We start from the raw sequence: 24938 nt of genomic DNA on the forward strand, positions 1-24938 counted from the left end.
TAGTAAAATATCTATTTCAGTAGGGAGTATAAATATGATTTTTGAGAAAAAAGAGGTAGTCTTGAAAAACGGTGCAAGCTGTATTTTACGGAGTCCGCTGATTGAAGATGCAGAAAGTATGATAGACTATTTAAAAACTACATCTGCAGAAACAGAATTCATGGTTCGCTATTCGGAAGAAGTCACTATGACTATTGAGGAAGAAGGAAGCATACTAAAAAGAATGATTGACAGTGAAAACAGCATCATGATCGCAGCATTTGTAGAGAATGAATTGGCAGGAAATGCAAGTATTAGCTGTGTGGGCGAAAGGATAAAATTATCTCATCGTGCAACATTCGGAATTGCTGTTAAGCAAAAGTTTTGGGGTATGGGAATAGGTGATATCCTGTTGTCCGAAATAATCGGTAAGGCCAAAGAAATTGGTTTTGAGCAAGTAGAACTTACAGTTGTAGAAAATAATAATAAGGCAATTAACCTTTATGAAAAGTTTGGATTCGTAAAATGCGGAGTTATACATAAAGCTTTTAAATTAAAGGATGGACGCTATTATGGAGAAATAATTATGATTAAATCACTGTGACAGTTGATATGTATTTCATTTCAACTGTCACGTTTTTAACTAAATTTCATCTCTTGGATGAGGCGGTAAATTGACTACATTCTCGGGAAGAGGGTATTGTTGTGGAACTAATCTAAGCATATCAACATTAAATTTTGTTGTAATCCCTTCAAAAAGACGAATGTTGTTACATCTGTACGGTGCAAAATTGGCAGCATTCACAGTGATATCATATGTTGTGAAATAATATTCCGGTCCTCTGATTAAACTTCCTAAAGGATGAGCAACCGGCAAATTTACTATAATAGGAGAATTACCGGTAGGTGTATTAAAAACAGGTATATCATTGTTTTCTTGTCTCGCATATATTGTTATTAATGCTCCGGGCACAGCAAATTCTCCACGGTCCGTAAATACAAAAACCTCCATAAAGCCTGTATTGCGATTAACCGGAACCTGAAATTCGTTCATAAAAACCTTGTCATCGAGATATTTATTGGCACTATATATATTGTTTTGATAAACTTGCGGCATTTTATTAAATATATTATTCATTTCACTCTCCTGTTTCGATTATGTTCTCCCCAGCCGATGGGCGGAGGAAATCTTAATTTATCTATATTTTATGTAAGAAAATTATAAAAGACACAATATGTTTTTTCTTAAAACAGCTTATACAATAATGTTTTGCTGTTTAATTCAATTATGTGGTATAATAAGGTAATTAATTTTATAGGTATTGGAGGAGAGCAATGAAAAATTTAGTTGTGTATTATTCAAGAAGCAAAAACACAGAAACGGCAGCTCAAGAAATATTAAAAGCAGTAGGTGGGGATGCTAAAAAAATTGAACTTATCAAGGATTGCAGCTTTGCAGGTGCAGCATTCAAAGCATTGTTTGGATTGAAAGGTAAAGTTAAATCTATTGATTTTAATGTAAAAGACTATGACAATATATTTATCGGTTCTCCCGTATGGGCAGGTAAAAGCTCAACACCGATCAATACATTTCTCAGCGATGTTGACCTTGCGGGCAAGAATGTATTTGTTTTCATCACACAAGCCGACGGCAAAACTCCATATCCTGTATACAAATCAATTGCAGAACGTGTAGAATCAAAAGGAGGCAAGGTAATTGACAGCTTTTTTATAAAAACAGACATGAAAAATCCATTGACACCAGCACAGGCAGCAGAACCTGTTTCAGAGTGGATTAATAAGAATAGTGTTTACCTACAATAATATATTGCTGAAATAGGGATAATTTAAATCATATAAATGAATTCATGCTTTATGACGGAAATATGCTTGCAGGATATGCGGGAATCGGCAGCTTTGGTGGAGAAGCATTAGAAGTTAACGGTATGGTGCATCCTGATTACAGAAAAAAAGGAATTTTTACAAGGTTGTTTTCTTTGGTAAAGGATGAATTTTATAAGAGGAAATCCAATGAAATGCTTTTGCTAAGCGACAATAATTCTGCTGCAGGTATTGAATTTATTAAAAAGGCAGGCGGTGAATACCATCATTCAGAATACGATATGAATCTGGATATGGATGTAATAAATGAATTAAGGTTTGATGATTTAACTTTTAGAAAAATAATTTATAGCGATATAAGAAAAATTTCTGAGGCTGATTTTGAATTCCTTAATGAAAGTGATATTGAAGAATTATTATTATCACCTACTTATATTGTCGAAAAAGATGATGCTTTAATTGGAAAGACAAGATTAGAAATTAATGATAATATAGGAGGCATATACGGTCTCGAAGTTTTGCCTGAATATCGCGGTAAAGGTTACGGCAGAGAATTATTACTGCTGTCAATTATTGGATTAAAGGAAGGTAATGCTGAAGCAATTACCTTACAGGTCGAAACAAACAATAAAAATGCTTTAAATCTGTATAAATCATGCGGTTTCAAAGAAAATTACACTATGGATTACTATAGCATTACTAAATAAAGGATTATCAGGTAATGAACATGAGCAAATTAGAATGCAATGTATGTCATCATCATTGTAAATTAAGTGAAAATCAAACAGGCTTATGCAATGCAAGAAGCAATATAAACGGAAAGATTGCTGCTGTTAATTATGGGGAAATCACATGCTTAGCCTTGGATCCGATAGAAAAGAAACCCCTCAGACACTTTTATCCCGGAAGCATGATTTTATCGGTGGGAAGCTTTGGCTGTAATCTGAAATGTGCATTCTGTCAGAACTATGAAATTTCCATGGCAAAAAAGAATGATATAAAAACCCAACATGTTGAACCGGAAAAATTGGTACAAATCGCATTGGACTTTGAAACTCGGAAAAATATCGGTATCGCATATACATACAATGAACCATTAATCGGCTATGAATATGTAAGAGATTGTGCTGTTTTAGCACAAAAGAACAAATTAAAAAATGTGGTGGTGACTAATGGCTGCGTTAATGAAGAAATATTAAAGGAACTACTTCCATATATTGACGCTTTTAATATTGATCTGAAGGGTTTTAGTGAAAAATTTTATAAAAATATTGGAGGGGATTTTGAAACCGTTAAAAAATTTATTAAAACAGCTCATACCCGGTCCCATATAGAAATAACCACACTTATAATTCCGGGCGAAAATGACAGTGAACAGGAAATTATAAATTTATCTGAATTTATAGCATCCTTAGATAATGAAATACCCTTGCATATATCAAGGTTTTTCCCTTGTCATAAAATGAAGGATAAAAATCCCACGGACGTAAAAAAGGTATATGAGCTTGCTAAAACAGCCGGAGAGAAACTCAAATATGTTTATGAGGGAAATTGTTAATTGAAAGAAAAAATTTAGTTGCGATACATTGCCTCTGATTTCCGAAGAAATACGAAATCAGAGGTATTTGATTTTTCTCTGTTATAGCTTAATTTTATAATTGGACGTTTAAGTATAAAATACACGAATTTGACTTGAATTCAATTAATATGATATTCTGAGCATGATATTTAATTGACAAGCGAGGAGGCAGTCATGAATAGAAATAACTCTAATTTTAAATTGGTTTTTTCAGCAGTAGCAATAGCAATTAATATTGTATTAGGAACTGTAGTCGGATTATTGAATATACCTTTGCTGTTTTTAGATACAGTTGGTACAATTTTCTCTGCTGCATTGTTCGGACCTTGGTACGGAGCAGCAGTAGGAGGATTGACAAATGTAATTCAGGGTATATTGACAAACCCGAAAAATATTCCATTTGCATTGGTTAATATTGCAGTAGGTATTATAGTAGGGTTAATAGCAAGAAAGTGGAAATTCAACATTGTAACGTCAATTGTTACAGGGTTAATTTTATCGGTTGTTGCACCTCTTATAGGAACACCGATTGCAACATACGTTTATGGAGGGATTACAGGTGACTTTAACGATGTATTTTTTACATGGTTGGTTAAATCCGGACAGTCCGTTTTTACTGCAGCTTTCATACCAAGAATTACAAGCAATATTGTTGATAAAATTGCAAGCTGTATAATAGTATCACTGTTAATAAACAAGATACCACAAAAATTTACTCAGGGCTCCAATTAAATGGAAAGAAACAAACGAATTGTATTGGTGTCTCATTGTATATTAAATCAAAACTCAGTGGTGTATCCTTTGGCAAGAGCTAAGGGTGCATACAAAGATATAATTATCGAATTGATTAACAATGATATAGGCATACATCAGCTTCCATGTCCTGAATACAGGTATTTAGGATTAAAAAGAGAGCCGATGACAAAAGAACAATATGACAATGAAAATTTCAGAAATATTAATAAAAGAATTGCAGATGATACTGTTATTGTTGTAAAAGAATATTTAAACAATGGTTATGAAGTTTTGGGAATCATAGGAATAAATGAAAGTCCTACGTGCAGTATAAACGGCAATAAAGGAATCTTGATGGAAGAGCTTATGAACATATTAAATAAAGAAAATATCCGGCTTGAATATATAGATGTATTTACAGACTACCATGACGGTGAAAGAAGCAATGAGTTCATTGTTGAATTACATAAATTGATAAAATAAAGCTCATGCTGTCTCGTTGAGGCAGCATGAGCTTTATTGAAAATTTCGGTTGTTGTTATCCTGTCGGTAGTAAAGAATCTCATTTTTTGTTCTTAAATATTTAATTTTGTTTTCAATTTCTCAAGCATGTCTTTCGTCATTGCATCTAAATCATATTTCGGGTTCCAGCCCCATTCTTCTCTGGCTGCCGAATCATCTAATGAATCGGGCCACGAGTTTGCTATTTCCTGCCTTATCGGGTCAACGTCGTAATTCAGTTCAAAATCCGGTATGAATTTTCTTATGGATGCAGCTATCATTTCGGGCTCAAAGCTCATAGCGGTAACATTAAAAGCGTTGCGATGTTTTAATTTGCTTGAATCTGCCTCAATTAAATCAATAATAGCATTTATGGCATCAGGCATGTACATCATATCCATATATGTTCCTTTTTGGATAAAGCTAACGTATTTTTGTTTCTGCAAAGCTTCATAATAAATATGTACAGCATAATCCGTCGTTCCTCCTCCGGGCAGCGTCTTGTACGAAATAAGTCCCGGGAAGCGGACGCCCCTTGTATCAACTCCAAATTTTTTAAAATAATAGTCACATAATAATTCGCCGGCTGCTTTTGTTACTCCGTACATAGTGGTGGGTCTTTGTATTGTGTCCTGGGGAGTTTTGTCCTTTGGAGTAGAAGGACCGAAAGCAGCAATGGATGAAGGGGTGAATAACATACAGTTTTTTTCTCTGGCTATTTCTAAAACATTGTATAACCCGTTCATATTTATATTCCAGCATTGATTCGGATCCTTTTCTCCTGTAGCCGATAGAATTGCCGCTAGATTTACAATTGTATTTATTTTATGTTTATCTACAGCTGCTGCCAATGTAACAGGATCATTGATATCTATGACTTCAAATGGTCCTGATTCGATTAACTGTTCATGCTCTTTCTTTATTCTTCTGTTACTTGCCACAACATTGTTCAAACCATAAACTTTACGCATTTCCGTTGTTAATTCAGTGCCTATTTGCCCCAATGCTCCCGTAATTAATATTTTCCTCACAACATACCTCCCATATTTTAATATAAGATATTTTGTTAATATATATATGATAACAAAAAAAACATGAAATATAAATAGTAATCTGTCTAATAAATAAAATAAAAAAAGTACTTGACCTGTCGTAGTAAATATAATATAATTACTTTATCAGATGAAGTACGACAGATGTAGTAAAATTATCAGGAAGGGGTATATTTATGATTAGCAGTGATGTTATTCGAGGATATAACGATACTATGATATTGTATCTTTTGCTGAACGAACCATCTTATGGATATGAAATTTCCAAAAGAATTCGGGAATTAACAGATGAAAAATACATTATGAAGGAAACAACCCTTTATTCTGCATTTAAGAGAATGGAATCCAATGGTTTTATTGAAGCATTCTCAGGCAGCGAAACGAACGGGAAACCGAGAACATATTACAAAATAACAGATGCAGGAAGAAGCTACTATAAGGAAAAGTGTGAAGAGTGGGAAATTACCCGGGAAGTTATTGAGAAATTTATAGTAAAGGAGAATTTTCATGAATACAATTAGGAATTATCTTGACAATATGTTTTTAGGATTACCACAGACAGAAGAAGTAACAAAAGCAAAAATGGAACTGTTAGCAATGATGGAAGACAAATATAATGAGTTAAAAGATAGTGGAAAAACTGAAAATGAAGCTATTGGAATTGTTATATCAGAATTTGGAAATTTAGATGAGTTAGGGGAAACCTTAGGAATTAAGCATGCACTGGAGAACAAATCTGATATACCTATGATTACCTATGAAGATGCACGAAAATATATAGAAATTACTAAAGAAGCAACACCAAAAATCAGCTTGGGAATATTGTTATGCATAATATCCCCCGTAGTATTGCTTTTATTGCTTGGACTAAGTGAATTAAATATGGTTCGTGTAAAGGAAGAGGCGTTAATTGCTATCGGACTGGTCGCATTAATTGCTTCGGTAGCCGCAGGAGTATCATATATAATAAGATTTTCAGGAAAACTTGAAAAATATGATTACCTTAAGTATGATTTATTTGAAACAGACTATAAAACAGAGCAAATGGTACGTGGCATATTGGAAGAGGATGAACCTATATACAGGTCAGCAGTAAGTACGTCCGTTATATTGTACATTTTAAGTGCATTGCCGGTTATTGTCATACCGCTTGTATTTGAGACCGAAGGATTGAGTGTGTTATCCGTAGTTATTACCTTATTTATAGTTGCATTTTCCACATACAATCTAATCAGTAAAAGTGCCGTTAACGGTACATGCAACATACTGTTGCAGCAGGGAGATTACTCTTTAAAAAGGAAATCCAACAAAATATCAAGAATCGTTTCAAGCGTGTATTGGTGCGTAATTGTTGCGGCTTATCTTGGATATAGCTTCACAACATACAATTGGGCAATGTCATGGATTATATGGCCGGTAGCAGGTATTTTATATGGAGCAATCAGTGCAATTGTAGATGAAAGATAAAAATGTCTTGTAAAATAAACGAAATGCCGATACTCGGGTATCGGCATTTTTCTGCATCTGATCAGGCTATTTTAAAAAGTCAGGAAATGTCCCCTGTCTATATCCTGCAATTTTCCAATTATCATCGGTTTTGCTGAGTAATAATTTTCCCTTGGCTGTGCCTTCAGTTTCTGTGCTATCATCCGAAATTAGCTTTAAATTAACTTCAAAGCTGTAATCGGCTTCATTATTATCAATATCAGCGTAGTTTTCTGATAATTGGATTCCGGTAACTTGCATTGTAAAATTTTCTCTGTAGCATATTTCGGTAAATTTTAAATTTTGTCTGTTTTTCAATAATACCTCATATCCATCCTCTGTCATTAATGATTTTAAAATATCATCATTAACATGTACCGCAGTATTCAAATCCAATTCCATTGCTTCCGAAGGAGATGCATTCTTTAAGGAGCTATAATTTCCAACTTCTTCGCTGCTTACCGTATATAAATCTGAAATAAAATCCTTTGCAACCTGCTGCGCATTTTCTTCTTCATTTTTACTGCACCCGGCAAAAATTAATATAATTAAACATAGAATAATAAAAACGAAATTATTTGTTCTTTTCATTAATCAACCTCCAAGCATACATGTCTTTTTTATCTGTATTATCTATATTATATCATTATTTGTAAGGATTTCCCACAGTTAATTCCGATAAATTATATGAAACAATAATCGCTGTAAATAAAGGAATAAAGATAAAATTGCTATTGTTATTTACAAACATAATAGCATAGTATATTATGGTAAAATAAGTATAAATAAATGTTAGATACTATAAAATTGAGGTGATTATATGAATCATGCAGGAACCATAACTCTTACAACAGACAGGTTAATTTTGAGACGGTTTACTGTTGATGATACGGAAGCTGTATATAACAATTGGACAAGCGACAGCGATGAACCAATAGGGGCTATTGGTTTATTTGTAGTTAATGAAGGTGATATGCGGGGAGATTTTGCATACAGTATAAGCAGAAGATATTGGGGGATGGGTATCGCTTCGGAGGCATTTAAGGAAGTATTAAAATTTGCTTTTGAAATTGTAGGATTTAACAGAATAGAATCCTATCATTCAATAAACAATCTCGCTTCGGGAAAAGTGATGCAAAAGGCCGGAATGAAATTAGAAGGATTAGCAAGGCAGAAATATAAAAGCAACGTAGGTTTTGAAGACAGCTATATGTATTCAATTTTAAAGAACGAATTCAAATAAATCGCCTAAAACGTTAAGTTTTGTGATATAATAGGACAAATTATATTAGGAAGTAAGGGGAGACGATATGAAAATTCTAGTGCTAACGGGTAGTCCGCACAAAAATGGAACAACTTCATTTCTAGCAGATGAATTTTGTGAAGGAGCAGAACAATCAGGTCATGAGGTTATACGTATTGACACTGCTAAATTGAAAATCAATCCGTGCCTCGGTTGTAATCACTGCCGCAGAAATGAAGGAAAATGTATCCATGAATACGATGATATGATTGAAATTATTTTACATTTATTAACTGCTGATGCAGTTGTACTGGTATCACCGCTGTATTATTTTGGTTTGACAGCACAGTTGAAAACAGTAATAGACAGGTTCTATTCCGTTAATTCACTGCTCAGAGAAAGTCCGAAAAAACTATATTTAATCTCTGCGGGAGCGGATAAAGATGAATGGGCAATGGACGGAGTAAGAGCACATTATGAAACCCTGTGCAAGTATCTGAACTGGAAGGAAGGCGGAACATTATTGGCTTATGGATTAGCTACCCGAGAGGATGCCGAAAACAGTGAATACAAAGTTTGGGCTAACAGGCTTGGAATGGGGGTATCATGAACGACGTAATAGAATTATTAAAATCACACACATCTATCAGAAAGTTTAACGAAACAAAAATAGCAGATGAACAGGCACAGTATATTATTGATTCAGCAATGCGTGGAGCGACTGCCGGCAATATGATGGCTTACAGTATTATAAAAATACGATCAAAAGAAACCTTATCAAAGCTTGCAAAGAGCTGTGACAATCAACCGTTTATAGAAAGTGCGGATTTGGCATTATTGTTTGTAGCCGACAGCTATAAATGGCACAGATTTTTTTGGCAACGAAACATTAATGAAGCATTTCCCGATTATAAAGGACCTTGCATAAGTGATTTTATGCTTGGAGTTCAGGATGGGATGATTGCGGCACAAAATGCGGTAATAGCAGCGGAAAGCTTAGGAATCGGAACCTGTTATATCGGTGATATAATGGAAAACTACGAATATCACAGGGAACTTTTCAATCTGCCCGAATATACGATGCCAATAACATTAGTTGTAATGGGAAATTACGATACCAAGCCGCAGATAAGAGACCGGTTTGACAAATCATGTGTTGTATTTGATGAGGTATATCCAACAATATCAGAAGAATTCATTAACAACATGTTCCTTAAAAATGAATCTAAGGATTCGGATTTTGCTGTAAAATTTTATAAAAGAAAAATAGACGCACCATTTTTCAAAGAAATGATCAGATCAATAAAGAAATACATTAATGAATGGAATTGATTAAATTGCCCGAGAGAGACCTCGGGCAAAACTTCAATTATTTCTTTCTCCAATATGTCCAGGTAATCATTGGCTCATATCCGATTGAGCTATAGAACTGGCTTCCTCCACCGGTCATATGTGTTGCACCGAGTGTCTTCATTCTTCTGTACATTTCAGACAATGCTGCAGCCGCAAGACCTTTGCCTCGATATTCTGGTACAGTGCATAAAGGCTCCATATATGCAAGCTTATTTTCAGGCGTCCACCACATACCTGCCCAGCATACGTAATCACCTGCTTTATTCTGTATTGCCACAGGGTACTTTGGCGTAGCATGGGGTGAAGTATATAGATGATATCCATCATCAACGTAACCGTCCCATGGTCCTTCTTTTTCGTGGTCAAAACCCTTCCAGCAGCATATCAGCATTTTTGCCATGTCAAATTTACCTGGTTCCACAAAGCTTAGGCCGTCCGGCAGCTTATAATCTAATTGTTTACTGAAGTCAAAAATCATATCAACATGTTCACCGCCTTGCTCAAAACCTGCATCTGCAGCAGCTTTGGTTACTGCATTTTGTCCCTTGAAAATATTGAGTTTAAGATTGCCGTCTTTATCAATCAAATATTTCTGTGCATGAATAACCATTTCAGACGAGATTTCTTCATACCCCGGTCTTAAGCTGAAAAATGCTTCTCCAATGTGACTTTCATAGAAACAGAATCCAACAATTCTGCCATCATTTTCCCAGATCATGTTCCGATGGCTCATCGTCTTATCTGCCCATCCCGATGAAAGTGCATATTCCAGAAAGGGGGCCGGAACGCCATTCCTCCAGTCTTTTTCGTAAATATCAATCATAAACTTATATACTGCTAAAAAATCCGAAAGAATCATAAATGGTCTTTTGGTTATATTTTTCATATTGTTAAACTCCTTAAACAACGGTTGAGTTTTTTATGTATTAACTAAATTATAACCCATATCTGAAAACATTTCCACTATTTATGCCTTCTTTATATGTGAGATGTATAATTAAGTAATTAAGAATTTTATTAATTCCAATAATTCTCAATAATTCTTTATAATCTCGCTATGATAGAGTATAATCAAAGTATAGAATTACAGTTAATATATATGCTTAATGAAAGAGGGCAAATTCAGGATATCTTTTATTAAGAAATAATTGATTTAATTGGGAGGAAAAATGAACTATCGTAGTGCTGAGATAAAGGACATTCCGGGTATTTTGTTATTGGAGAAAAAATATCATAAGAATTCAATCAGTAAAGAAGATAAGCCGGGTGGATGTATCGGAACCTTTTTTTCCGAGAAAAAGTTAAAAAGATTAATAGAAGAAGAAAAAGGTTTAGCGGTAGCTTATGATGGAGATAGAATGATTGGTTTTGCTAACTCTGCATCATGGAGGTTCTGGCAGGAATGGCCGGTATTTCATCCCATGATTGATGATTTGCCCAACATTAAGTATAAGGATAGAGTATTATCGGCAGATAATTCATACCAGTACGGACCTGCCTGTATAGACAAGGATTACAGAGGAACCGGAGTATTATTTAATTTGTTCGAATGCTCGAGACTTTTGATGAAGGACAGATACCCTGTTTTGGTGACTTATGTGGATCAATCCAATCAAAGGTCATTTCAAGCTCATTCAAGAAAATTAGGGTGTGACGTTGTAAAGGAGTTCGAATTTCACGGCGATAAGCTTTTCGTCCTTTGCTATGATACATCAAAGAAAACACGGAGAACTATTAAATAAGCGGGGGACGAGCGCCCACTTATTTAGCAATCTGTGTTTTGCATAATGCAAATTTTATTTCTGTATATGTTATTTCAGGGGGCAATGATTCTTTAATTGGCTTTAACTTGTCTGTATTCAGTTCAATATACTTTTGTATTATCAAATCTTCATGTTCTTTTGATATAAAGTCATAAAAATTAATTTCATATCCAAGCTTTGCACAATCAATTAAGTGTCCTTCAATTGTTTGAGAGTTAAGCTTTCTTATATTTGATATTTCAGAAATTGATTTCCCTTCTTTATAAAGCTTATAACTTATAGTCCTTGTATCTTCTTTACTCTTACTAATATTATTATTTGTTGCTGTCGCTGAATCTATGGTAGAGATAGCTGATTCAGCTTTGTTTTTTTGAATATTATTTTGTTCCGCATAGCTTTTTATAATTTCGGTAAACTCTGCACCGTATTTTTCTGCCTTTGTTTCACCGACTCCGATTATGCTTAAAAATTCCTGCTTGTTTACAGGATATTTAAGACACATATCTTTTAATGAAGCATCGGAAAACACAATAAACGGAGGAATTTTTAAAGAATCGGCAATTTCTTTTCTTTTGAACCTTAATTTTTCAAACAATGATTTGTCATATGCCGATTTATCATGGTTTTTATCCGTTTTCTTGCTGATTACTTTCTTTATGATAACTTTTTGTTTTCCCTTTAGTGTAAAAAAACCCGAAGGTAAAATATTTAATGTTGGATACTTATCTCCTGTAATATTAATATATCCGTCAGAAACCAAGTAAGAAATCAGTTCATTAAGAGTTTCGCGGCTGTATTCTTTCATAATTCCGTAAGTGCTTAATGTATTAAAGTTAAGTGACTTAATCTTTGCATTGTTACTGCCTTTCAATACATCTATAACTAAATTCATGCCAAATCTTTGTCCGGTTCTATAAATGCAGGAAAGTATTTTTTGTGCTTCTACGGTAATATCAGTACTTTCTATATCACTTAAACAATTGCTGCAATTATTACAATTTTCTTTATCATAGCTTTTGTCAAAATAACTGATTACAAATTTCCTTAAACATTTATCGGTATTGCAATAATTTATCATTTCCCTTAATTTTTCATATTCTTTTGATTTGTCTAAGCTTTCACCGCTGTTTTCTATAAGAAAATTATTCATTACTATGTCGGAAGGGCTAAATAAAAGAATGCAATCTGCCGGCTCACCGTCACGTCCTGCTCTGCCTGCTTCCTGATAATAGCTTTCTATATTTTTAGGCATATTGTAATGTATTACATATCTGATATCTGATTTATCTATTCCCATGCCGAAAGCATTTGTTGCAACTATAATATTAGCGTTATCATATAAAAACTCATCTTGATTTTTGTTTCTTTCCATATCACTGAGACCCGCATGATATTTCACTGCATTAAAACCGGAGCTTACAAGCTTATTACAAACTTCTTCAGTAGCTTTTCTTGTAAGGCAATAGATGATGCCCTGTTTATTTTTGTTTTCTTCCACATATTTTAAAATATAAGATAATTTTTTATCAGCCCGTAAAACATTAAAAGTTAGATTTTCTCTGTCAAAGCCTGTTGTGATTTCAAAATGATTTTTCAAGCCAATTAAATTTATTATATCTTCTTTAACGGAAGGGGTTGCAGTAGCAGTAAATGATGATATGATAAGGTTTTGACCTGAGCCTCTCAAATTTTTAATTTTCAGGTAGCTTGGTCTGAAGTCATGACCCCATTGTGAGACACAATGTGCTTCATCAACAGCAATCATGGATATTTTAATATTCTTGATTAATTCTATAAAATTTTCGTTTTCCAACCTCTCAGGAGCTACATAAATAAGTTTGTACTTATTATTTTCAGCTTCATGTATGATCCTTCTCAATTCACTTAATGACAAGGAGCTGTTAATAAATGCCGAAGGTATATTTAATTGTTTCAATGTATCAACCTGATCTTTCATTAATGAAATAAGAGGTGATATAACTATGGTGGTACCCTCCATCATCATAGCAGGTATTTGATAGCAAATGGATTTTCCGCCGCCTGTAGGCATTATGGCAAGTACATCTTTATGCGTTAGGATATTATGAATAACTTCTTCTTGTCCATTTCTGAATGATTCAAACCCATAATATTTTTTTAGTAATTCTAAAGCATTATTTATCATTTGTACCTCCGGATTTAACTAATTCTTAACTAAAATAGCTGTATATTATTTGTATATAGTATAACAATTTTGACCGTATATTGCAATAAAGTAAATTGAATGCTAATATCAATTTTCTGTATTGATGTTATACAAAATTTGTCAGTATAAATTGTAAAAAAGGATTTATTGTATTATAATATAAAGACAATATTAAGCATTACACAATTCGTTGTCAGTTTTATGGTACATCCCATACGTCATGAACCAAGCTGTTTATGCATAAGCTTTAGTATACATGAAATGAGGGGGGTGATTTTATTCTGCTGTTTATAAAAAAGTCAACATTAAAAACTATAATAATTATAATTACTATTGTTGTTTCAATTTCATTTTTTAAAGGACATGATGCTATACAGGTATTGACAAAACCATCCTTAGAGCTTCCGATTATAATGTATCATAATGTTAGTAAAAACTCTAAACTGTTAGGCAAGTATACAATATCACAAAAAGAACTTGAGGAAGATATAATTTATTTAAAAAATCAAGGTTATACTACTGTAGTGGTTGAAGATTTAATAGCATTTGAATACAATGGCATAGATTTACCGGAAAAGCCCATTATGCTGACATTTGATGACGGTTATTCCAATATCATCAGGTATGCGCTTCCGATATTGGAAAAATACGACTGTAAGGCTGTAGTTTCAATAGTGGGCGAATATGTTGAAAAAAGCTCGGAAAATAATTATCCGGATCCATATTTGAACTGGACTCAGATTAATGAACTTATTGATTCCGGATACGTTGAAATACAAAACCATACTTATTCAATGCATACCTTGGACAATCGACAAGGATGCAGGATAATGAAGGGTGAATCATATGAAAGATACAAAGAAGCTATTTTAAGAGATGTAGGAAAGCTTCAGCAATTAATTAAAGAAAAAACCGGTTATTCCCCAAAGGCATTTACGTATCCTTACGGTTTTTCATGTAAAGAATGTAATGAAATACTTAGAGATATGGGCTTCATATCTACAATAACATGCAACATAGGCGTAAATTCTCTGCGTGGCAATGAGGATGAATTGTATGAATTAAAAAGAATTAACAGGCCGACCGGTATTAACCAGGTAAGTTTTTTTGCTCAATTCAATAATTAAAATTACTGGCTTAAGGAGCTTTAAGTTCCGTACAAATGATGCCCTAAAGGAGTTGCTATGACTGATTATTTAAAATCAAATTTTATTGTTGAAGAAAAGATAAGGATACAGGAAATACCTGCAATAATTTTCAGACCAATAGAAGTGAAAGGACCAATACCTACGGTAGTATTTTATCATGGATGGAGTTCAAATAAGGAATTTCAGCGTTTAAGAGGATTTATATTATCCTCCGTCGGATACCAGGTGGTAATTCCGGATGCAATTTATCATGGCGAAAGGAACCGCCTGAATGATTATGGCTGGGATATGGCTAAACAATACTTTTGGGATGTAATATTCAGAAATTTAGAGGAATTTAATTTTGTTACTACAAATATGATGGAAGAAAGCATAAACTGGCTCGGAAGGTATTTGTAATATTGTGAATATTGACTGAACTATAATTTAAAACATAAGAGGAATTATGAAATTGAACTTATTTATTACCGCAATTACACCGGGTATAGCCCTGGGATTGATTTTTTATTTATTTGACAGACACGACAGAGAGCCTATTGGGATGCTGTTAAAAGTATTTTTTATGGGTATGATTTCTGTTGTTCCAACAATAATAGTGGAGAACTTTTTATTAAGCTTTAATTTTTTTGGCGGCATATTGGGAATTTTCTATATATCCTTTATTGTTGCAGGATTTACGGAAGAATATTTTAAAAGACGGGTTGTATTGAAATACGTATATTTCAACCCTGTTTATAATGAAAAGCTTGACGGTATTGTTTATTGTGTAATGTCGGCACTTGGATTTGCAACAATTGAAAATATAATGTACGTTGTGTTCAGATTTTCGGACGTTGAATCAATAGGATTATATAGGGCAGTTTTATCTGTTCCCGCACACATGCTGTTTGCTGTGACAATGGGTTATTATCTTTCTCTTGCAAAATTTTCAGCGACCCCGGAGCATAACCGTCATTTCTTAAGTAAATCATTGACGGTACCTGTTATATTGCATGGAATATTTGATTTTATTTTAATGTCAAACTTAGAACTATTAATGTTGCTATTCGTTCCCTTTGTAATTTATTTGTGGATTGCAAATTTAAAGAAATTAAATTTATATTATAAGGATTCTAAAAATGATGTAAATAGTGATAATGATGATATGCTTTAAACAGATCCGACAATCGCTTAAAGATTTAAACTGCTTGCCTGATTTAAGCGGGGTTCGATTCCCCGCTTAAACTGCTGAAAAACGCTATGTCTGATCCCTTGGGTGAGGAGGAATAATAGTAATTTCTTCGTGATTAAGTTCACCGGGTATTATCCTATTGAAGTTATAAAAGAACATAGCTGCTATATTTGGAAAAAGCCGAATATTATGTGTTGCTATATTATAGTAGCCTTCGTTCTCAATAGTTAAATTATATGGAGTGAAATAGTATTCAGCTCCTCTGACCAATGTACCTGAAGGATGTGCAATCGGAAGTCTGATTAATGTCGGATTTTGAGTTATATCTAATTTAACTACAGGAATTTGATCACCATTATGATTTACATAAATTGTTAACACAGAACCTGCAGCAATTTCCCTGCCAAGATCTTTAGTCACTTGAAGCTCGATAAATCCATATTCGCTACTGACAGGCACTTCATTCATAAATACATCAAACCATGAATTTTGATATACATAATTTTCATACTTATATTTATTATAATTATTACTATAGCAATTCAATTAATATCTCTCCTTAAATTTTCTTAAAACATGTTATTTATTTCATTATATGTTTTTTAAGAAAAAATGGACTCATATTCAAGTTAATAGTTTTTGCTTATTCGTATTTGTCTTAATTTGTCTTAATTAAGAATGTTACCATTGACTAAAACAACAAATTTTGATACTATAATTAAATAATCGTTTTCAAATTCTAAACAAGGAATATACATATGATAAATTTTAGAAAAATACTTATAATTACCGGAATATCATCATTAATGCTGTTAAATATCGCTTTTGCTGCAGAGGTAGTAATAGAAGATGAACAGAATGTACAAGCTGCTGAACAAAATGAGGAAACTGAACCTGAAGCTACTGAGAAAAAGGGTATGGTTAATGTTGAGATATTAAATATCAGAAGCGGTCCTTCTATTGATTATGAGAAGCTAGGTAAGCTTTCTCTTGGGACAACCATTGAAATAAAATCTGAAACTGAAGAGTGGTATGAAATAATCTATGACTCTCAAGCTGCTTATGTATCTGCTGAATATGTAACTATTATAGATACTGCAAATTACGATGGAAATGGTATCGTTGAATATGCTAAAACACTTATTGGTACACCATATTTAGCCGGTGGAAACACAATTAAGGGTTTTGATTGCTCAGGATTTGTGCAATACGTAATGTCCAATTTCGGTGTGATTATGCCAAGAAGTTCAACAGAACAATATTCTGTAGGTACACCTGTAGAAGAATCACAATTGATGCCCGGGGATTTAGTGTTTTTTAAATATACAAAAAGCTCTTCAAATTTAAGTCATGTGGGAATATACGTAGGTGACGGTAATTTTATTCATTCAACGGTACCCGGAGACACTGTTAAGATTAGTTCGTTAACAACGGGATATTTTGCTAATTATTATTATGGTTCAACAAGAGTTATAAACTAAGTTAAAATTGAATAATAAGCTTTCTATGGCTAAAAAGTCATAGAAAGCTTTTTTCTGCTCTGACCCTATTTGCTCAAGCGACAGAGCAGAACAGCGAAGGCTATAATACGTTGAATTCCCAATTTATGCGACGCAAGAAGCAGATGAATTGGTGAATGAGACTGTTTAATAATATTTTGTAACGGAGGAGAAATATGAAGTACCAATTTATTTGTTATTCAAAATGAAGTACATGTAAAAAGGCCAAGGGATGGCTTGAGAAAAATAATATTGAATTTGAGGAAAGACCTATTAAAGAAGAAAATCCAAAAGAAAATGAACTTAAAGGGTGGATAGAGAAAAGTGACTATCCTTTAAAGAAATTTTTTAATACCAGCGGCGCACTGTATAAGGATTTAAATGTTAAGGAAAGACTGAATGAAATGACAGAAGATGAACAAATCAAGCTTTTGGCATCTGAAGGCATGCTTGTAAAAAGACCTGTTCTTGTAGGAGAAGATATATTATTGGTAGGGTTTAAGGAAGATGAGTGGAAGGATAAATTAAAAATTAAATAAGGATACTTTAAATATTAATATTTTAAACATCATAATATGTGGTATAATAGAGTAATACAAGTAATTTGATATCCATACAGTTTAAATCTGTTTATGAATAAACTTATCAGGAGGAATTATGGAATACAAAAGATTTAATAATACTATTGTCGCAAGAATTGATTACGGAGAAGAGATTCTTGAGAAGCTAATGGAAATTTGCGAAAAAGAACAGGTTAAGTTAGCAAACGTAAATGCCCTTGGAGCAATCAATGAATTTACTGTAGGATTATTTGATACATCCGAAAAGAAGTATTATTCTAAAGATTATACGGGAGATTTTGAAATAGTATCGCTTACGGGAAGTATTACAACAATGAACGGTAAATTATATACTCACATTCACTTGAGTGCATCGGATATAGAAAACAAAGTATACGGCGGACATTTAAGTAAGGCAATTGTAAGTGCTACATGTGAAATGTTCATACATATTTCGGATGGCATTGTTGACAGGGAATTTAATGAAGAAACCGGCCTTAACCTGCTTAAATTTGAATAAAGCATAATATATTGCATGGAGGCAATGATGATTCAATCTCACTTAGGAGAAATATACTCATTTATTACGGCAATTTGTTGGACGGTTACCGCTGTAGCCTTTGAGTTAGCGGGTAAAAAGATAGGGTCTTTGTCCGTAAATTATATAAGATTGATTATAGGATTCATATTAATAAGCTTAATTACAACTTTTTCAAGGGGAATGGTTTTACCTTTAGATGCAAGTTCACACCAATGGGTATGGTTAAGTATATCGGGTTTTATAGGTTTTGTTATCGGAGATTTATTCTTATTCCAATCATTTTTAGAAATCGGGTCGAGAATATCAATGCTTATTATGGCATTAGTTCCACCTATTACGGCTTTGTTAGGATTTTTAACCATGAGGGAAATGATAACCTTATCTGATTTTTTTGGAATGGTAATAACCATAGTCGGTATTTTTGTTGTGGTATTAGTTAAAAATCCTGAAGGAAATAAATTTGAATTATCTCGTTCTATTAAGGGAATAGCTTATGCCTTTATAGGTGCACTTGGGCAGTCATCAGGATTGGTATTGAGCAAAATAGGCATGGGAAGCTATAATCCTTTTGCGGCAACCCAAATACGTATAATAGCAGGCATGATTGGTTTTACAATTGTGTTTATGTTTATGAAAGGGTGGGACAAGTTAAAAGTGGATATTAAAAACAAAGAGGCATTTAAACCTTTGTTTTGGGGAACATTATTTGGTCCTGTCTTAGGAGTGACTTTCAGTTTATTGGCTGTTCAACATACAACCACCGGAGTGTCCTCTACCATAACATCTATAAGTCCTGTGCTTATTATTCCTTTTTCAATATATGTTTTTAAAGATAAAGTATCCCCTAAAGAAATCTTCGGAGCAATTATATCGGTAATAGGTATATCAATTTTATTTATATTATAAAGTCAGTATAACTGCAATTAACTTGGGATACCCACGATTAATTGCAGTTATTAATACCTGAAACAACTTGTTAAATGGTCATTAATTATACCTGTTGCCTGCAGATGAGCATAGATAATCGTTGATCCGAGGAATTTAAAACCTCTCTTCTTCAAATCCTTGCTTACCTTGTCTGACAACTCTGAAACAGCAGGCACCTCCGATATATCATTCCAATGATTTTTTACAACCTTATTGTTTGTGAAGCTCCATATATAATTATCAAAGCTTCCGAATTCTCGTTGTATTTCTAAAAATCTTTTGGCATTATTTATTGAACTTTCAATTTTTCTTCTGTTTCTTATTATGCCTGCATTTTGCATCAATTCCTCAATTTTACTATCGTCATATTGAGAAACCTTAATTGCGTCAAAATCATCGTATGCTTTTCTGTAATTTCCTCTTTTTCTGAGAACTGTAAACCAGCTTAAACCTGCTTGAGCAGATTCAAGAACTAAAAATTCAAAATGCTTCTTATCGTCATGAACGGGCACTCCCCATTCCTCATCATGATATTTTACATACAATTCATCCCTGCCGCACCACGGACATCTGTTCATAATTACCTCTCATATTATCAGATTTGTATATATAAATTATAGCAACTAATTAAGTAACAGGCAATAATTAATCAGGACTTAATTGTGAACTACCTAATTGTGAACTATATAAATTTGACAAACACTTAATTTAGATTTATTATAATTAATGTTGATTAGAATAAGAAAGGTTAGGTGATTTAATGGAGCTTTTGATGGTTATTTTAAAAAAGGTTGAGCTTGTGGATGATATCATGCATAAGTTGGCTGAATCAGGAGTCAGAGGAGGTACTATCATAGATGGTGCAGGCATGGCTAAAAGCTTAGTAAACATGAACGACTTGCCAATGTTTGGCATGCTTAGATATATTATATCTGATGAAGAAAAGCTTAAAAGTAAAATATTATTATTTGCATTAAAAGAGGAACAGGTGACAGAAGTAAAGGATAAGATAAAAGAGGTTATCGGAGATTTAAGTGAGCCGAATACAGGTATTATGTTTACTATTCCTATTAAGAATGCGGAAGGATTTGGTGAATAGATTGTTAAACATTTATACTTATTTATCATTGGCTTTAATTTTAGGTATTCTGTCTGCTAAGGTAGTGGAAAAGGTTAAGTTTCCACATGTAACAGGATATATTATAATCGGTCTGATAGCGGGACCATATTGCTTGAACATATTAACTTTGGATGCCGTAGAAAAATTTGCTATTATACCTGACATCGCTTTGGGAGTTATCGCCTTTTCCATAGGAGCTGAATTTAAGATGTCATACTTAAAGATTGTAGGGAAAGCTCCTGTTATTATTGCTTTTGCAGAGGCGGTGTGCGCAGTATTAGTAGTTGATTTAGTCTTGATATTAACCGGAAATGATGTATCTTTTTCGTTAGTGCTAGGTGCTATAGCGGCGGCAACAGCTCCGGCAGCTACATTGATGGTTGTAAGACAGTATAATGCAAAGGGGCCGGTAACAAGTACTTTATTGCCTGTTGTTGCAATCGATGATGCAATTGCTCTGATGTGCTTCGGTTTATCTGTTGCATTGGCCAAGTCTATAGGCAGCTCAGGTGATGTTTCAATATTGATGACTTTAATAGATCCGTTAATTGAAATTATAGGGTCACTGCTGTTCGGAGCCGTAGCAGGAATTATATTAAAATTTATGATAGCATGGTATACAGGAAACGGCAGCAGGTTAACCATAGCGTTGGCAATGATATTTTTATGTATAGGGATATCAAACTTAGCAGGCTTGTCTTCGTTGTTGGTATGCATGGTCATGGGAGCAGTATTTACCAACATATCAAAATACAGTGATGAAACATTTAAAAACGTAGACAATATTACACACCCGTTATTTCTTTTATTTTTCGTAATATCTGGAGCAGAATTAGATTTAACTGTATTGCCTTCGGTAGGCTTTATTGGTTTGATTTATGTTATATTCAGGGTAGTAGGAAAGGTTCTTGGAGCCTCAATCGGAGCAAAAGCTTCGAAAGCTGAGCCGGTTGTTACCAAGTATTTAGGATTTACATTGTTACCGCAGGCCGGGGTTGCAATAGGCTTAGCAGGTATAGCTACATCTATAGTTCCTGAGTATGGATTAAAAATTCAAACGATAATTCTATGTGGGACAATTATTTATGAATTAATAGGACCTTTAGTAACAAAGCTAGCCTTAACTAAGGCCGGAGAAATAAAACAAAACTAACCTACATATAGTATAGTGAACCTCTTTTATTAGATAAAAAATCTGATGAAAGGGGTTTGTTTTATTGAAAAAACAGTGTATAATAGAATTAATAAGGTAAGGAATTATTTTAGGGGGACATTATGAAAGCCAAAGAATATCTATCCATACTGCAAAATATTTTGCGCTATATAGATGAAGGTGTACACGTTTTAGATAAAAACGGTAATACGATAATTTATAACGAAGCAATGTCTAAGCTTGAAAAAATGGAAACTAAAGAAGTAATGAAAAAACCCTTCAGTGAAGTTTTTAAAAATTTAAATATAGAAAACAGTACTTTGTTAAAAGCTTTAGAATCTCGTATTATTACGTCCAACTTAAAACAAACTTATTTAAACAAAGACGGAAGAGAAATAACTACTATTAATACGACGCTGCCTGTGGTAATAAATGACGAGGTTATTGCGGTTGTTGAGGTTGCAAAAAATATTACCAAAATGACTGAAATGTCACATACAATTTTAAAGCTGCAAAATGAAATAGGAAAGCCTGAAAAAGCAAAAACAAAAAAAATCAGAAAATATAATTTTAATAATATAATCGGAAAAAGCGACAGCTTTATGGAGGTCGTTAAAAGGGCTAAGAAAGCCTCCCGGAATTCTGCATCTGTATTTATAGTTGGTGAAACAGGTACAGGTAAGGAGCTTATAGCTCAGAGCATACATTTTGAAAGCGCGAGAAGGGACAAACCCTTTATAGCTCAAAACTGTGCTGCTTTGCCTGAATCACTGCTTGAAGGTTTGCTGTTCGGTACATCCAAAGGTGGCTTTACAGGTGCCGTGGACAGGGCGGGTTTGTTTGAACAAGCAAACGGGGGAACCCTTTTATTAGATGAAATAAACTCAATGCCATATGAACTGCAGGCAAAGCTTCTGAGAGTTCTTCAAGAGAATTATATACGCAGGGTTGGAGGAACCAATGACATTCCTATAGATGTGAGAATTATATCAACAAGCAATGAGTCTCCCGAAGCAATTTTACAAAGCGGAAGGATTCGTAAGGACTTATATTACAGATTAAATGTAATTCAGTTAAATGTGCCTCCGCTTAGGGACAGGCAGGAGGATATATTGCTTTTGGCAAATAAGTTTATCAATAAATACAATGAAAGATTTAACAGAGAAATTCTTTCAATTTCAAAGGAAGCCCAGGATTGCCTGCTAAATTACGAATACTCCGGCAATGTAAGAGAGTTAGAAAATATTATTATGTCGGCAATAAGCATGGTGGATGACAGTGATATGATTCTTAATAAGAGCCATTTTACAATTTTTGATTCGAAAAATAGTTTTGCATCAAAGGAAAAGGAATTAGGGGATAACGGTTTAGAAGAATATTTAGGCAATTTAGAAAAAAGGATAATAGAAAAAACTCTCAGGGACAATAAATACAATATAACCAAATCAGCTGAAGAGCTGAAAATTAAACGTCAAACACTACAGCACAAAATAAAAAAGTATAAAATTAAATAGAAAAAGCAAAAATATTTGCGGTTTGTGCAAAAATATTTGCTTTTTTCTTGTTTTTTTATGTTATTTATTAAAATTCTATAAATGTATAAATAAAAGTAAATTTTATTTGAATGAACACACCATTGAAATTAGAATGTTATAAAATGGAAGAGGTTTTGGCAGTATACATTTTTTGAATAATGGCATAGATATTGCTAACTATATATGCGAGTACTAACTTGCAAATGTTATCATTATTAATTTACTCATAAACTTATAAATTAAAAACTATAGGAGGCTGTAAAATGCAAAATGTAAAAGTAATTATTTGGGGACTTGGAGCTATGGGTTCCGGAATGGCTAAAATGCTGTTAAACAAAAAAGGTGTTGACATAGTAGGTGCAGTTGGAAGAGGCGCGAAACTCGGAAAAAGCATGTATGAAATAATAGGAGTTGAAAGAGGAGACAGACCTGAAGTATTAATTGGCACTCCTGAAGATGTAATAAAAGAAAAATCAGCTGACGTTGTTTTATGCTGTACAGATTCATATACAAAAGTTGCATTTGACAGATTAAAATTCTGTTTGGAAAGAAAGATAAACGTAATATCAAGTGCAGAGGAAATGGCTTATCCACAGGCTCAATCTCCTGAGCATGCTAAACAATTAGATGAAATAGCTAAAGCAAACGGTGTATCTATTTTAGGTACAGGCATAAACCCAGGTTTAATAATGGACTTATTAGTTGTTGTTATGACAGGATGCTGCGAATCAGTTGACCATATAGTATCAAGAAGAGTAAACAGCTTATCTCCATTCGGCCCAACTGTAATGCATGAACAGGGTATAGGCATAACTGTCGATGAATTTAAAAAAGGTGTTGAAACAGGTACATTAGCAGGTCACGTTGGATTCGAAGAATCTATACATATGATTGCTGATGCTATTGGCTGGAATGTAGAAAAAGTAACTACATCTATGGATCCTATAGTTACGGATGTAGACAGAAAATCTCCTTATGGATTTGCTGCTGCAGGCAACGTAGCAGGCGTAGCTATGAAGGGCTTCGGATATATCGACGGAGAATTGAAAATAGAAATGGATCACCCTCAACAAATCGAACCTGAACAAGTTGGCGTTCAAACAGGTGACTATGTAATTATTAAAGGTACTCCAAACGTTAATATGGTTAACTCTCCTGAAGTACCGGGCGGAATCGGAACAATTGCTATGTGTGTTAATATGATTCCTCAGATAATCAATGCGAGACCGGGTTTGCAAACTATGATTTCATTACCTGTTCCGAGAGCAATAATGGGAGACATGAGAGAATTAATCGAACCGGAATGTAAAATAGTAAAGTAACAATAGACAGGTGATAGATAAGCGATAGATTAGCGATGGATTTAAATAAGAATTAGCCAATTGATTATCAATTACAATTCAATTTATAGTCAATTGTAAAAAGGAGTGTAGTAATGATTAAAAAAGGCGAATGGGTTTTAATACACAGAAACGTATTAGAGCCGTCGGAAAGAGCACCGCAAGTACCAGATGATACAAAACAAGTACCATTGGAAATGTGGATAAAAGGATACTTGCAGGAAGAT

Annotated in this window: 30 protein-coding genes and 1 pseudogene; 24 read left to right on the top strand and 7 right to left on the bottom strand. The window is 33.6% G+C overall.

Annotated elements, in window-relative coordinates; genetic code table 11:
- The first annotated feature begins 34 nt into the window (after nt 1–34).
- Entirely contained in the window at nt 35–583 is a 549-nt protein-coding gene (locus HZF24_RS14530) for a GNAT family N-acetyltransferase (protein ID WP_179239066.1), read from the top strand.
- Nucleotides 584–622: 39 nt separating this feature from the next.
- Here the strand turns inward: HZF24_RS14530 and HZF24_RS14535 are convergent, their stop codons facing one another.
- Nucleotides 623–1117, bottom strand: a complete 495-nt coding sequence (locus tag HZF24_RS14535; RefSeq protein WP_179239067.1) for a hypothetical protein — start codon at nt 1115–1117, stop codon at nt 623–625.
- A 197-nt stretch (nt 1118–1314) separates the two neighbouring features.
- On the opposite strand from HZF24_RS14535, the gene HZF24_RS14540 reads away from it, so the two are divergent.
- From HZF24_RS14540 to HZF24_RS14560, 5 genes are all read left to right on the top strand, one after another.
- Nucleotides 1315–1803: a flavodoxin family protein gene (locus HZF24_RS14540; protein ID WP_179239068.1), complete on the top strand. Its 489-nt coding sequence runs from the start codon at nt 1315–1317 to the stop codon at nt 1801–1803.
- Nucleotides 1804–1847: 44 nt separating this feature from the next.
- The gene (locus HZF24_RS14545; protein ID WP_179239069.1) at nt 1848–2528 is read left to right on the top strand and encodes a GNAT family N-acetyltransferase; all 681 of its coding nucleotides are present in this window, start codon (nt 1848–1850) and stop codon (nt 2526–2528) included.
- A 20-nt stretch (nt 2529–2548) separates the two neighbouring features.
- Nucleotides 2549–3379 (top strand): AmmeMemoRadiSam system radical SAM enzyme, encoded by an 831-nt coding sequence (gene amrS / locus HZF24_RS14550; protein WP_179239070.1) that lies wholly within the window; start codon nt 2549–2551, stop codon nt 3377–3379.
- 195 nt (nt 3380–3574) lie between these two features.
- Nucleotides 3575–4132 (top strand): CD3073 family putative ECF transporter S component, encoded by a 558-nt coding sequence (locus HZF24_RS14555; RefSeq protein ID WP_179239071.1) that lies wholly within the window; start codon nt 3575–3577, stop codon nt 4130–4132.
- Nucleotides 4133–4618, top strand: a complete 486-nt coding sequence (locus HZF24_RS14560) for a CD3072 family TudS-related putative desulfidase (RefSeq protein WP_179239072.1) — start codon at nt 4133–4135, stop codon at nt 4616–4618.
- A 92-nt stretch (nt 4619–4710) separates the two neighbouring features.
- On the opposite strand, the gene HZF24_RS14565 is transcribed toward HZF24_RS14560, so the two are convergent.
- The gene (locus HZF24_RS14565; protein WP_179239073.1) at nt 4711–5667 is read right to left on the bottom strand and encodes an L-threonine 3-dehydrogenase; all 957 of its coding nucleotides are present in this window, start codon (nt 5665–5667) and stop codon (nt 4711–4713) included.
- 197 nt (nt 5668–5864) lie between these two features.
- On the opposite strand from HZF24_RS14565, the gene HZF24_RS14570 reads away from it, so the two are divergent.
- Both HZF24_RS14570 and HZF24_RS14575 read left to right on the top strand, forming a co-directional pair.
- On the top strand, nt 5865–6209 hold the full coding sequence (locus HZF24_RS14570) for a PadR family transcriptional regulator (RefSeq protein WP_179239074.1): 345 nt from the start codon (nt 5865–5867) through the stop codon (nt 6207–6209).
- On the top strand, nt 6196–7155 hold the full coding sequence (locus tag HZF24_RS14575; protein WP_179239075.1) for a permease prefix domain 1-containing protein: 960 nt from the start codon (nt 6196–6198) through the stop codon (nt 7153–7155). The genes HZF24_RS14570 and HZF24_RS14575 overlap by 14 nt, the downstream gene beginning before the upstream one ends.
- Before the next feature lie 66 nt (nt 7156–7221).
- On the opposite strand, the gene HZF24_RS14580 is transcribed toward HZF24_RS14575, so the two are convergent.
- On the bottom strand, nt 7222–7764 hold the full coding sequence (locus tag HZF24_RS14580; protein ID WP_179239076.1) for a hypothetical protein: 543 nt from the start codon (nt 7762–7764) through the stop codon (nt 7222–7224).
- 229 nt (nt 7765–7993) lie between these two features.
- On the opposite strand from HZF24_RS14580, the gene HZF24_RS14585 reads away from it, so the two are divergent.
- The 3 genes from HZF24_RS14585 (at nt 7994) to HZF24_RS14595 (ending at nt 9748) form a co-directional block, all read left to right on the top strand.
- Nucleotides 7994–8416 (top strand): GNAT family N-acetyltransferase, encoded by a 423-nt coding sequence (locus HZF24_RS14585; protein ID WP_179239077.1) that lies wholly within the window; start codon nt 7994–7996, stop codon nt 8414–8416.
- A 67-nt stretch (nt 8417–8483) separates the two neighbouring features.
- Nucleotides 8484–9026 carry a flavodoxin family protein gene (locus tag HZF24_RS14590; RefSeq protein ID WP_179239078.1) on the top strand — a complete coding sequence of 181 codons (543 nt, stop codon included), beginning with the start codon at nt 8484–8486 and terminating at the stop codon, nt 9024–9026.
- Complete coding sequence (locus HZF24_RS14595) at nt 9023–9748, top strand: nitroreductase family protein (protein ID WP_179239079.1); 726 nt, start codon at nt 9023–9025, stop codon at nt 9746–9748. The genes HZF24_RS14590 and HZF24_RS14595 overlap by 4 nt, the downstream gene beginning before the upstream one ends.
- Before the next feature lie 37 nt (nt 9749–9785).
- On the opposite strand, the gene HZF24_RS14600 is transcribed toward HZF24_RS14595, so the two are convergent.
- Entirely contained in the window at nt 9786–10655 is an 870-nt protein-coding gene (locus tag HZF24_RS14600) for a GNAT family N-acetyltransferase (protein WP_179239080.1), read from the bottom strand.
- Between the two features lie 283 nt (nt 10656–10938).
- On the opposite strand from HZF24_RS14600, the gene HZF24_RS14605 reads away from it, so the two are divergent.
- Nucleotides 10939–11511 (top strand): GNAT family acetyltransferase, encoded by a 573-nt coding sequence (locus HZF24_RS14605; protein WP_179239081.1) that lies wholly within the window; start codon nt 10939–10941, stop codon nt 11509–11511.
- Nucleotides 11512–11530: 19 nt separating this feature from the next.
- On the opposite strand, the gene recQ is transcribed toward HZF24_RS14605, so the two are convergent.
- The gene (recQ, locus tag HZF24_RS14610; RefSeq protein ID WP_179239082.1) at nt 11531–13696 is read right to left on the bottom strand and encodes a DNA helicase RecQ; all 2166 of its coding nucleotides are present in this window, start codon (nt 13694–13696) and stop codon (nt 11531–11533) included.
- Nucleotides 13697–14130: 434 nt separating this feature from the next.
- Here recQ and HZF24_RS14615 point away from each other — a divergent pair, with 434 nt between their 5' ends.
- Genes HZF24_RS14615 through HZF24_RS14625 form a run of 3 tightly spaced genes read left to right on the top strand, consistent with a single transcriptional unit; the run spans nt 14131 to nt 16018 of the window.
- The gene (locus tag HZF24_RS14615; RefSeq protein ID WP_179239083.1) at nt 14131–14844 is read left to right on the top strand and encodes a polysaccharide deacetylase family protein; all 714 of its coding nucleotides are present in this window, start codon (nt 14131–14133) and stop codon (nt 14842–14844) included.
- Nucleotides 14845–14901: 57 nt separating this feature from the next.
- A complete protein-coding gene (locus HZF24_RS14620; RefSeq protein ID WP_179239084.1) occupies nt 14902–15264 on the top strand; it encodes an alpha/beta hydrolase family protein in 363 nt (120 codons plus the stop codon).
- Between the two features lie 46 nt (nt 15265–15310).
- The gene (locus tag HZF24_RS14625; protein WP_179239085.1) at nt 15311–16018 is read left to right on the top strand and encodes a PrsW family intramembrane metalloprotease; all 708 of its coding nucleotides are present in this window, start codon (nt 15311–15313) and stop codon (nt 16016–16018) included.
- 84 nt (nt 16019–16102) lie between these two features.
- Here HZF24_RS14625 and HZF24_RS14630 read toward each other — a convergent pair whose 3' ends face one another.
- A complete protein-coding gene (locus HZF24_RS14630) occupies nt 16103–16582 on the bottom strand; it encodes a hypothetical protein (protein ID WP_179239086.1) in 480 nt (159 codons plus the stop codon).
- A gap of 212 nt (nt 16583–16794) precedes the next feature.
- Here HZF24_RS14630 and HZF24_RS14635 point away from each other — a divergent pair, with 212 nt between their 5' ends.
- From HZF24_RS14635 to HZF24_RS14650, 4 genes are all read left to right on the top strand, one after another.
- Entirely contained in the window at nt 16795–17517 is a 723-nt protein-coding gene (locus tag HZF24_RS14635; protein ID WP_179239087.1) for a C40 family peptidase, read from the top strand.
- Nucleotides 17518–17711: 194 nt separating this feature from the next.
- Entirely contained in the window at nt 17712–18074 is a 363-nt protein-coding gene (locus HZF24_RS14640) for an arsenate reductase family protein (protein ID WP_179239088.1), read from the top strand.
- A 118-nt stretch (nt 18075–18192) separates the two neighbouring features.
- Nucleotides 18193–18615, top strand: coding sequence for a PPC domain-containing DNA-binding protein (locus HZF24_RS14645; protein WP_179239089.1), 423 nt, complete (start codon nt 18193–18195; stop codon nt 18613–18615).
- 27 nt (nt 18616–18642) lie between these two features.
- On the top strand, nt 18643–19542 hold the full coding sequence (locus tag HZF24_RS14650; protein WP_179239090.1) for a DMT family transporter: 900 nt from the start codon (nt 18643–18645) through the stop codon (nt 19540–19542).
- A 50-nt stretch (nt 19543–19592) separates the two neighbouring features.
- On the opposite strand, the gene HZF24_RS14655 is transcribed toward HZF24_RS14650, so the two are convergent.
- On the bottom strand, nt 19593–20141 hold the full coding sequence (locus HZF24_RS14655) for a DNA-3-methyladenine glycosylase I (protein ID WP_179239091.1): 549 nt from the start codon (nt 20139–20141) through the stop codon (nt 19593–19595).
- A gap of 194 nt (nt 20142–20335) precedes the next feature.
- On the opposite strand from HZF24_RS14655, the gene HZF24_RS14660 reads away from it, so the two are divergent.
- The 5 genes and pseudogenes from HZF24_RS14660 to HZF24_RS14680 form a co-directional block, all read left to right on the top strand.
- Entirely contained in the window at nt 20336–20662 is a 327-nt protein-coding gene (locus tag HZF24_RS14660; protein ID WP_246346156.1) for a hypothetical protein, read from the top strand.
- Nucleotides 20655–21836: a cation:proton antiporter gene (locus HZF24_RS14665; protein WP_322790748.1), complete on the top strand. Its 1182-nt coding sequence runs from the start codon at nt 20655–20657 to the stop codon at nt 21834–21836. The genes HZF24_RS14660 and HZF24_RS14665 overlap by 8 nt, the downstream gene beginning before the upstream one ends.
- A gap of 122 nt (nt 21837–21958) precedes the next feature.
- Nucleotides 21959–23350: a sigma-54 interaction domain-containing protein gene (locus HZF24_RS14670; RefSeq protein ID WP_179239094.1), complete on the top strand. Its 1392-nt coding sequence runs from the start codon at nt 21959–21961 to the stop codon at nt 23348–23350.
- A gap of 284 nt (nt 23351–23634) precedes the next feature.
- A complete protein-coding gene (gene ord / locus HZF24_RS14675) occupies nt 23635–24693 on the top strand; it encodes a 2,4-diaminopentanoate dehydrogenase (RefSeq protein ID WP_179239095.1) in 1059 nt (352 codons plus the stop codon).
- Between the two features lie 113 nt (nt 24694–24806).
- Nucleotides 24807–24938: pseudogene (locus HZF24_RS14680) on the top strand (2-amino-4-ketopentanoate thiolase); the annotation flags it as partial.

The organism is Sedimentibacter hydroxybenzoicus DSM 7310, from assembly GCF_013403245.1.
Taxonomy (GTDB): domain Bacteria; phylum Bacillota; class Clostridia; order Tissierellales; family Sedimentibacteraceae; genus Sedimentibacter; species Sedimentibacter hydroxybenzoicus.